Origin of the sequence: Kitasatospora sp. NPDC001539 (assembly GCF_040298565.1) — a bacterium.
Taxonomy (GTDB): Bacteria; Actinomycetota; Actinomycetes; order Streptomycetales; family Streptomycetaceae; genus Kitasatospora.
In genome coordinates this window covers 18,453-27,862 of sequence record NZ_JBEPAK010000078.1, presented here as the reverse complement: position 1 = coordinate 27,862, position 9,410 = coordinate 18,453, and the positions used below count along the sequence as shown (strand labels likewise).

The following is a 9,410-nucleotide window of genomic DNA, read 5'->3' as shown; positions in this document are numbered from 1 at the left end:
ACCGCGCTCATGGCCCCGGCCGCAGCCGTTCGCCGGAAGTCGGTACGCACGGCAACTCATGAGGCGACGCACCAACTCCGAACCAGCTCACTAGGCACGTCTCAGCTCAGAGGGGCAACAGCGATCAGCGTGATGGGCATCTGAAGGCGCTTGGCGTCCCGGCGGCTCCCGAGCAGTGCGAGAACACCTGTATCGGCTGTCCCCTCGACGGCCAGGCGACGATCAAAGACGGGGCTGCCGGCCCCCTTCGTTCAGACCGCCGACCTCGACCAGTACGACATCCTCCCCACCATGCGCCAGCAGAGGGGCGACTACCGTGCGGGCATGCACCTTTTCCTTGACTGAGCCGCCAGCGCTGCGACCTCAAGAGGCAGCTCCCTGGGTAGCAGGGCGACCTTCGGTGCTCTCAGTAGCAGCCGTTCACGGTCGAAGCCCTGATCTAGCTGTATGTCTGCGTGAGCGATGCGTGAGCGGACGGGGCGGCACGTGCCGGTTCGGGCGGGATCGTCGACCACGCAGCACTGCTCTGATCTGCGGGTTCATCACCAAGTGATCAGTGCTGGCAGTAGCCAACATGATCACTCTCGGGCTCGTAATGCGTAGGTCGCGGGTGAGAATCCCGCAGGCGGCTCCATGGTGAACCCCAGGTCACCGGATCTGACCCGGGGTTTCTCTGTTGTTGACCTTCGGAAGCGGGGGAAGCGGACAGCTGGCCCTGCCCGTCGCCATGTGGGGCCGTCCAGGACCGCAGACCTTGCAGATTAAAGTCGCAGGTGGAGCGGCCACAGGAATGACTGGAGTCGGCGAGTGTGAAAGCTTGCCGGGGGGCGACCGATGGACAGCCGTGCGGGGAGGTTGGACGGTGGCGCGCAGGCTTTCTTCAGCTGTGCTGTGCTGTTCTGTTCCGACAGGAAGCATGGTCACCAGTGTGGAGCGCGTGTCCGGCAGTCGGGGCGGGGCCGTGCCGGCTGCAAGGTCTGCTGGCCCGGCATGCGGGTGCCTGCGTGTGGGCCGCCGCGTGATGGTCAGCGGGTCGGGGGTCGTCCGACGGGCCCTCTCCCGACTATGCGGTGTGCCGGCGGAGGTCGGTGAGCAGTTGGTCGAGCAGGTGCTCCTCCTCGATGCGGACGGCGTGCTCGGTGATGGCCGGGGCGAGGCCAGGGTCCCAGGGGGTGGGGGTCGGGATGCCGGTGCTGAGCGGGGTGCCGAGGCCGCGTTCGACCGCGGTGCGGTAGGAGGCGCTGTCGTAGCGCCAGGGGAGGGCGCCGGGGAGGCGGAGGACGCCGGAGGCGATGCGGATGCCGCCCCAGTCGAAGTCGCCGTGGTACGCGAGCCGGCAGCCCTGGTCGGCGAGGTGACCCAGCAGAGTGCGGGCGGCGACGGACAGTTGGCCTTCGACGCACACCAGCGGCGGGCAGTCGGAACCCAGTTCGTCGGCGGCTGCCGCGAGGACGGCGGGGTTCTCGCAGACGTGGACAGTGCGCTCGGCGAGGCCGAGCGCGGGCCGCTGTCGGGTGAGCTGGCGCAGCGTCAGCAGGCAGGGTTCACCGCCCTCGTGGGCGGCGGCGAGGATGCGCCCGGTGGTGCTGCTGGTGGAACCGGGCAGGCCGAGGACGAGGACGCGCGAGGATAGTTCGTCCAGGGCAACGCCGGCGGCCGCCCAGGCCGCACGGCGGCCTTCGGCGCCGCTGGGCAGCTCGGTGGCGGCCAGGGCCCGGACGGCGGAGTGGACGAGCGCGCCGAGCGGACGGCCCTGGTCCAGGGCGTGGGCGTCGCCGAGGGTGCGGGCGGCGAGGACGGGCAGCGTGAGTCCGTCGGCGGGGAGCCGGGCCAGGACCCGAACTGCGTCGACGGCCAACCGATGGGCTGTGGCCGGGTCGCCGCCCGCGAGCCGCCTGAGGAGGCCGGTGGCCGCCACCTTGGCCTGCCAGGAGGCGAGTTCGGGCCGCTCGGTGACGGCGGGGTGCTCGAGCTCGGACAGTGCGCGCTGCCATGCGGTGGCCAGGGCTGCATCCTGCGCGCGCTTGTCGGTGACCGGGCCGGTCAGCGCCACCACGGCCGCGGCGAGCCCGTCCGGGCTGGCGCCGCTGGCCCGGAGCGTGCGGTCGACGGCGGCCAGCGAGACGGACAGTGACCGGCCGGGGCGCGGAGGCCGGCCCAGGAGGCGGGCGACGGCCGCCCGGGCGGCGTCGTCGGCCTCGGTCAGGGAGACCGTCCCGTCGAGGGGCCGCCCGGCTTCCAGGCGTCGGCGGGCGCGGTCGAGCAGCCAGGCGAGCTCGTGTGCGCCGAGCAGACGCTGGAGGCGGGGCAGGTCCATGGGGAGGCCCATCGTCAGGCGAAGAGTCCTTCCTGGCGTTGCGGCGGAACCTCGCCGTCGGTCACCAGGCTGCGGTGCCGGCCGTCCCACTCCCAGCGGGTGACCAGGACGGCGGCGATCTCGTCGACGCGGGAGAGCTGGGCGATGGCGAGGCCCGGCACCTGCGGGTAGCAGCCCCATTCGCGCTCGGAGGTCATCACCACGTCCAGGTCGAAGGCGGTGAGCAGACCGAGCGACTTGGCCCGGGAGTCGTCGTCGACACCGGCGAACGCCTCGTCCAGGGTGACCAGGCGCGGGGCGTGCGGGTTGCCGGCGGAGGCGTAGTGGGAGGACGCGGCGGCGAACAACGGCAGGGAGACGGAGAGCACCCGCTCGCCGCCGGAGGCCGGGCCGGTGGCGGACTGCCACCGGCCGTGCTGGTGCCGCTCGATGCCGAACTCGTGCCAGGAGCGGTAGTCCAGAGCGGCGGTGAGGTGTTCGAGCCAGGTGCCGGCGGGGTTGTCGGTGCGGGCGCGGTCGATCTGGGCCTGGAGGAACTCGCCGAGGGCGGTGCGGTCGGCGGCGGTCCAGGCGTCGGAGGACTGGCGCAGCAGGCGGTCGCGGGCGGCGGTCAGGCCGCCGGGCGCGTTGCGCGCGGGCCGCCAGACCAGGCGGAGCAGCATGCCGGTGCTGGTCGGGCGGTCCTTCAGTTCCTCGTTCATCTTCAGCACCTGGTGCTCGGCGGCGCTGACGAGCTCCTGGAGGGTCCCGGCCACCTCGGTGATCAGGTGATTCTCCAGGATCTCCTGCTCGCGGGCAGAGAGCAGCTGCCGGCGGTCTGCCACCTCGGCGGTCAGGGCGGCGGCGAGCGCGGGGACGGAGCGCTCCCGGCCCTGGAAGACGACGTCGACGACCAGGCCGTCGTCCATCATGCGGGCGGCGGCCGTGTGCCCGTGGCGGGCCAGGGCGTCGGAGAGGTCCTTGAGCTCTTCGGTGATCCTGCGCTGGACGCGCTCCCACGCCGGGTCGGAGTCGTCGACGGACTCCAGCTCGCGCTCGACGGCGCGGGCGAGCCGGACGGCCGGCTCGGGAGCCCAGGAGTCGGAGGCGTGCTCGAGCTCGGGCAGGGCGACAGCGAGCAGGCCGGTGGCGGCGAAGCGGCGCAGCGCGTCGATCGCCTCCTCCCGGGTGCGGACGGTGTCCTCGATCTCACCGCGTACCCGGGTGCGCAGGGCGTCGGCGGCGGCCTGGCGGCCGGTGGCGGCGTTCTGCTCGCGGCGGGTGGCCCGCTCGGCCTCCTCGCAGTCGCGCAGGGCGGCCTTGACCTGGTCGAGTTGGCGTTGCAGCTCGGCGACGGCCGCGCCCACGGTGGCCTTGAGCGTCTCGTGGCGTTCGCCGGCCGCGACGGCCTCCCGGGCCGCCGCGCGGGAGCGCTCGGCGAGTTCGGCGGCGTGCTCGGCGGCCCGGGTGTGGTCGGCCTCCTCGGTGGCCAGTGCGGTACGGGCCGCGCGGGTCTCGCGTACGGCCGGCCAGAGTGCCGCCAGGGCCTCGCGGTAGGAGCCGAGCGCGTCGCGGATGCCGCGTAGGTCGGTGCTGCTGGTCGGCAACCCCAACTCGGCGGCGATCGAATGGAGTTCTTCCGTCACCCGGTCGGCGTCGGCGGCGGCGTCGGCGGCGGCCCGGTCGGCGGCGGCGCGGCGCTCGGCGGCCCGGGTGTGCTCCTGCTGGGCCGCCGCGACCCCGGCCTGGGCGGCCCGCAGGGCGGAGTCGTCCGGCAGCGCGGCCTGCTCCGCCGCGAGGGTGCGTGCGTCGGCCGCCAGGCTCTCGGACCGGTCCGCCAGGTCCTGCAGCCGCCCTGCGAGGTGGTCGAGTTCGGCGTTGACGGCGGCGATCCGGACGCGCCTGGCCTGTTCGCGCGTGCTCTCGCCCAGGTACTCGGCGGTCGGCTTGGACCAGGCGCCGGTGAGTGCTCCGAGGCGGAAGCGGCCGTCCAGGCCCACCCAGCTGCCGGTGTCCGGGAGATCGTCGTCCACGTCGAGCAGGCCGATCCCGCTCAGCAGCCGCGAGACCAGTTCGTCCGGCAGGGCGGCGGCGGCCGGGTCGGCGCGGTCGACCGCCGGGCGCAGGACGCTGGCCAGCGAGCGCCCGTCCACCGGCGGGCCGGCGGTCAGCAGGGTGTCCCAGGTATCGGCGGCGGCCAGTGAGCCGTCCGGGCCGACCCAGGCGTCGAGCAGGCCGGACGCCTCCAGGGCGGCTTCCAGCCCAGCGGTCCGGTGGTCCGGCAGGTGATCCGTGAAGTCGACCAGGCGCCAGAGCGGCGCGCCCGGGCGGTCCTGGCGGGCCTCGGGGGAGCGGGTGCGCGGCGTCTGCGGACCTCGCTGGCCGCCGGAGCTCAACTCCACGAGCTCGGTGCGCAGTTCTTCCGCGCAGCTGTCGAGATCCCGCTGCTGGAGCTCCAGTGCAGCCTGCCGGGAGGCGAGTTCGGCGCCGACCGAGGAGGCGGTCAGCTGCGCCGCCATACGGGAGGGGTCGGAGCCGTTCAGCGTCTCGACCCACTGGGCGAGTTCGTCGAGCATGCCCTCGGGGTCGGCGGGGCGGAGCAGCGTGCAGGAGGTGAAGTGGGCGCGCACGGCTGAGAGGTAGTCCCGGCCTGCCTGCGCGGCGTTCTCCTCGGCCTCGGTCCGCAGGTCGGCCCGGCGGGTCAGGTCCTCGTCGGCATCCGCCAACTGCCGCCGGTTCCGGTCAAGTTCACGTAGCGCGTCCTGGGCTGCGGCCAGCTGCTCCTCGACCAGGACGACCGAGCGCAGCCGCCGGTCGGTGAACTCGGCGCAGCTCCGCTGCGCGGCCTCGGGCGGATCCCCCGCTGCGAGCGGGAGGCTGACCCGGTCGGTGTGCTCCCGCTCCACTCCGGCGGACGCGGCCGCCTCTCCGGCCCTGGCCAGGGCGGCGTCCTGTGCCCGGTCGGCGGCTTCGGCGCGCGAGCGCGCCGCGCCGAGCCGAGTGGCGTACCGGGTCAGCTCGTCCTCGGCGCGGGTGCGGTCCGCCTCCGCGCGTTCGGCGTCCCGGGCGGTGCGTCCGGCGAGGTCGGCGGCCTGCTCCAGCTCGCGGGCGCTGCGCATCTCCGGGCCGGCCCGCAGCGCCTCGTCCCGGGCCCGCAGGCCGGAGCGCAGCTGGTCCAGCTCCGCCAGTCGGGCCTCGGCCGCCTCCAATGCCAACCCTGCCGCCTCGAAGTCCTGTTCGGCGGTGTTCAGTTCGGTGCGAAGCGCCTCGTAGCGGGAGTGCTGGGCCCGGGGCGCGCGGGCCTTGCGCCGGGCGGCTACCCGGGCGTACCGGCGGTAGTGCTCCAGGAAGCCGGTGGCGGCGCGCTCAGCGGCCACCATGACCGCCAGCTGCTCCTTCTCCTCGTCCAGGGAGCGGAACGCCTCGGCTACGTCCGCGATCACGGCCTGGTCCATCGGCGGCAGCGACTCGGTGAGCGCCTGGGAGAGCGCCTTCTCGCTGGGCCGCTTGGACAGTTGCGGTTGGCGCAGCTGGACCAGCAGGTCGACCAGGGCCGCGTAGCGCTGTTCGCCGAGGCCGAACAAAGCTTCGTCCACCGCTCGGCGGTACGCCCGCGCCGAGTCGTACACCAGGCCGCGCCCGTCCAGCGCCTCGGCCAGCCGGTCGCGGGTGATCGCTGCGCCGGTGGAGTCCAGCAGCCGCAGCTCGGAGCCGATCCGCCGGTCGGTGACGAAGTACCAGTGCCGGGCGATACCACGGCCGCTGACGGCCTTGAGACCGCAGCCCAGGGTGGTGTAGTGCGCGGTGCCGTCCTCGTCCAGGCGGCCGAGCTCGATCCAGGTATAGCCGAGCCGTTCGGGGTGCGGGTGCTCGCCGCCGAGGAGGAGGTTCCACTCCATACGCTTCTTCGGGTCGGCGTCAGGCTCGACCCGGTGCGGGGAGAGGTCGCCGTCCAGCAGGAAGGGCAGGGTCAGGGCGAGCACCTTGGACTTGCCGGTGCCGTTGTTGCCGCGGAACAGCAGGCGGCCGTCGCGGAAATGGAACTCCTCGACGTCGTAGTAGAAGAGGTCGACCAGGCCGACCCGCAGCGGCTGCCAGCGGGTGCGGCCGGGGGACGGCAGCGCGACAGTCGGGTTCATCGGGTCCTCTTGCCCTTCGTGCTCTTCGCGGACGTCTGGGTGCTCCTCCGGGGAGCGCTCTGGCCGGGCTCCAGCAAGATTGTCTCGCCGACCCGGTAGCGGTCCAGTGCCGGGCGGGCACGGACGGCGGGGCTGCCGTCCGCGGTGGCCGCGCGCTCCAGCAAGCCGAGCGCGACCAGTCGTTCGACGGCCTGCTCGGTCAGCTCGGCCTCGGCGCCGGGTACGGTGGCGCTGCGCCGCCAGAACCCGGCGTGCTCCAGCGCCCAGCCCGCCACCTGGCGGTGCAGTTCGGCGAGCGGGACGGTACCGCCCTTCCCGGCCAGGTACTCGGCGAGGAGGAGTGCCACATGGCCGTCGGTGCCCTGCTCCGGCATCCGGAGATCCGTCAGGTCGTCGTCCGGGTCCACCATGGCGATGCCCTCGGACCGCACCTCCGGGACCAGCCCGGTGAGGTCGCTGATCCGGCGGGTCAACGCACCGCGCTGGGAGGTGAGGTAGGCGATCTCGGCCTCCGACAGACCGCCGGCGTACAGCACCGGATCGTCCAGCAGCCGCCGGGTCAGCGTGTGCCGCAGCGCCCGGTTGCGCAGCTCGTCGCTGTCCGGCAGCACCTCGGCGTTGAGTTCGGCCAGCCGCTCCGCGAAGCCGTCGGCGCGTACGGTGCTCGGGCCGCGCCGGGACACCAGCAGTCCGGCCAGCACCCGGCGGTCCACGTCGTACAGGGCGTCACCGGCCGACTTGAGGAACGCGTCCTCGTCGCCGGCGACCTTGGCCAGCACGCCCCACTCCAGCAGCAGCCGGACCACCGCCACCAGGTCGGTGCGCTGCTCGCGGTCGGAGAGGGTGAAGTCGATTCCGGCACTCTCCAGCGCCGGGTCCGCCGCCGCGAGGACCACCTGCTCGGCCAGCCGGCCCAGTGCGATCTGGTGCTCGGCACGCTCCAGCACCGCCAGGCACAGGCAGACCAGGACGTAGCGCCGCCGGGAGAACGGGAGCCCGGTGCGCTGGTCCCGTGCCGGATGGGTCGGATCGCCGTCCTGACCCGGAATGCGGCGCAGCCGGGCCACCTCGGAGTCCACCAGCAGGGCCCAGCCGGTGTTCCGCTCGAACCAGGTGCGCAGTTCGGCCGCGTGCTGTCGGACCAGGCGGAAGTCCTCGGAGTGGGGACCGCCCGCGCGCAGCAGCGGTCGGCGCAGCAGTGCCCGCGCGGCCCGGCGGAACTCCTCCGCCCGCTGCGCGGCGAGGACGTCGCCCAGGCGGTTGTCACTCACGGCTTGCTCCCGCGCGTTCGGTGGTGAGGTCGATGATCTCCACCAGGTGCTCGGGACCCCGAAGGACGCCGTCGAGGGTGTGCACCTCGGCGATCCCGCCGCCCGGGAAGCTGGTCAACCTGATCTCCATCGTCCCGTCGTTGGTGGTGGTGGACACCGACTCCGTACCCGGCCGCCACTTCGCCAGGGCGTCCCCGAGCAACTGCAGGAACAGCCGGAAGGAATCCCGATCCAACTCGTCGAGGTCGCTCAACCGGACCTCTCCCCGGGTGGCCAGCCGGGCGCGAGCAGCGGCGGCCTGATCGGCCTGCTTGCGTGCCAGCTCGGCCAGGTATGCCTTGGCCTCGGCACGGTCCTGCACCGCCCTGTTCCGGCCGCGCCGCTCGTACGAACCGGTTCGGCGCAGCTGCGGGCTGATCCGCACGCCCGGTGCCTCGTACCAGGATGCGGAGGGCGGCACCGGTTCGGCGTCCCGTTCGGCCAACGCCTCCTGGTCGATGGTCAGATGACGCGCCGAGTAGAGCCCGAACGCGGATCGCCACAGCCGGTGGCGGGACTCGTCGTCGGGCGCCTCGGCGAACCAGCGGGCCAGCTCCCGGAAGTCGGCCGAGCGGTCCGACCGGCCGGCCCGGCGTTCGTTCAACGCCTGGACGACGGCGAGCAGCTGGGGAATCGCCTGGCGGGCGGCCGAACGCAGGAGCTTCGCCTGGGAGTTGCGCCCCGGCACGCTCAGGAACCACGCCCGCAGGCCCTCCCAGCGCCCGTCCCAGCGGCGCTCGGCGGCGGCCCGGGCTTCGGCGGTGGCGTCCGGGGCCGCGTCGGAGGACTCGCGCTCGGCGGCCAGCCGCAGCAGCGGCCCGACCGGACCCGCCCCGGCCGTGCCCAAGTCCGTCAGCAGACCGGCGATCTCGGCTCCCCGGGTGACCAGGTCCTCGATGAACCGCTCCAGGTACTCGATCAGCCGTTGTTTGTAGGCGAGGAACACCTCGACCTCGGCCTCGTGCAGGTCGACCGTCCGTTGCAGCGAGTTCATGAACGCCCGCGCGTTCTCCGCCAGGCCCGAGAAGCGGTCCACCAGCGCCAGCAGCGACAGGTGCACCACGGCCGGGTCGGGTCCGGGCTGCCCGGCCAGCGCCAGCAGCGCCCGCAGCTGCACCGTGATGTCCGCCAGCGCCACCGCCTGCAGCTCACCGCGCCGGCCGAGCGCCTCGTCGTACGCGGCCAGCGCCTCCTCGGCGGCCTCGCCCGCGCGGGTCAGCTGGTAGATGTGGCGGGCGCGGTAGAAGTCCTCCAGCGCGGTGACCCGGCTGGTGTCCGGGTCGGCCCGCAGATTGCCCCACCGGGCGAGCCGCTCCAGCGCGGTCGCGACCCCCTCGAGCGGCGGACGTGCTTCCGGCGGCAGCCCCAGATGCACGTCCTCCGGGCGCAGGTGGACGGTGAACTCCTGCTTGGCCCGGACGAACACTCCCATCACCTGGCGGTAGAGGGCGCAGTGCTCGGTGGTGAGGTGAGCGAAAGGCTGGTACGGCCCGTCACCGCGGCCGGTGTCGCCCACCGGCGGGCTCGCAGGCGGGTCGTCGGCGCTGGTCATGCGCACCATTGTGCCGGATGGCCGAGCGCGCTCGGTCGGCACGACCGAATCGGACGGCTCGGTGCCCCGGGCTGCCGTACCATGCCGCACATCCCAGCAGCTGCCGTGCAGGC

Annotated in this window: 4 protein-coding genes; all 4 read right to left on the bottom strand. The window is 73.6% G+C overall.

Annotation, left to right across the window (positions count from 1 at the left end; all coding sequences use genetic code 11):
* Window positions 1–1,063: 1,063 nt before the first annotated feature.
* From ABT247_RS15025 to ABT247_RS15010, 4 genes are read right to left on the bottom strand one after another with little or no spacing between them, the layout of a single operon-like run.
* A complete protein-coding gene (locus tag ABT247_RS15025; RefSeq protein ID WP_350742771.1) occupies window positions 1,064–2,317 on the bottom strand; it encodes a TIGR02679 family protein in 1,254 nt (417 codons plus the stop codon).
* 14 nt (window positions 2,318–2,331) lie between these two features.
* A complete protein-coding gene (locus ABT247_RS15020) occupies window positions 2,332–6,435 on the bottom strand; it encodes a TIGR02680 family protein (protein WP_350742769.1) in 4,104 nt (1,367 codons plus the stop codon).
* The gene (locus tag ABT247_RS15015) at window positions 6,432–7,706 is read right to left on the bottom strand and encodes a TIGR02678 family protein (RefSeq protein ID WP_350742767.1); all 1,275 of its coding nucleotides are present in this window, start codon (window positions 7,704–7,706) and stop codon (window positions 6,432–6,434) included. The genes ABT247_RS15020 and ABT247_RS15015 overlap by 4 nt, the downstream gene beginning before the upstream one ends.
* Window positions 7,699–9,297, bottom strand: a complete 1,599-nt coding sequence (locus ABT247_RS15010; RefSeq protein ID WP_350742765.1) for a TIGR02677 family protein — start codon at window positions 9,295–9,297, stop codon at window positions 7,699–7,701. The genes ABT247_RS15015 and ABT247_RS15010 overlap by 8 nt, the downstream gene beginning before the upstream one ends.
* Window positions 9,298–9,410 lie beyond the last annotated feature (113 nt).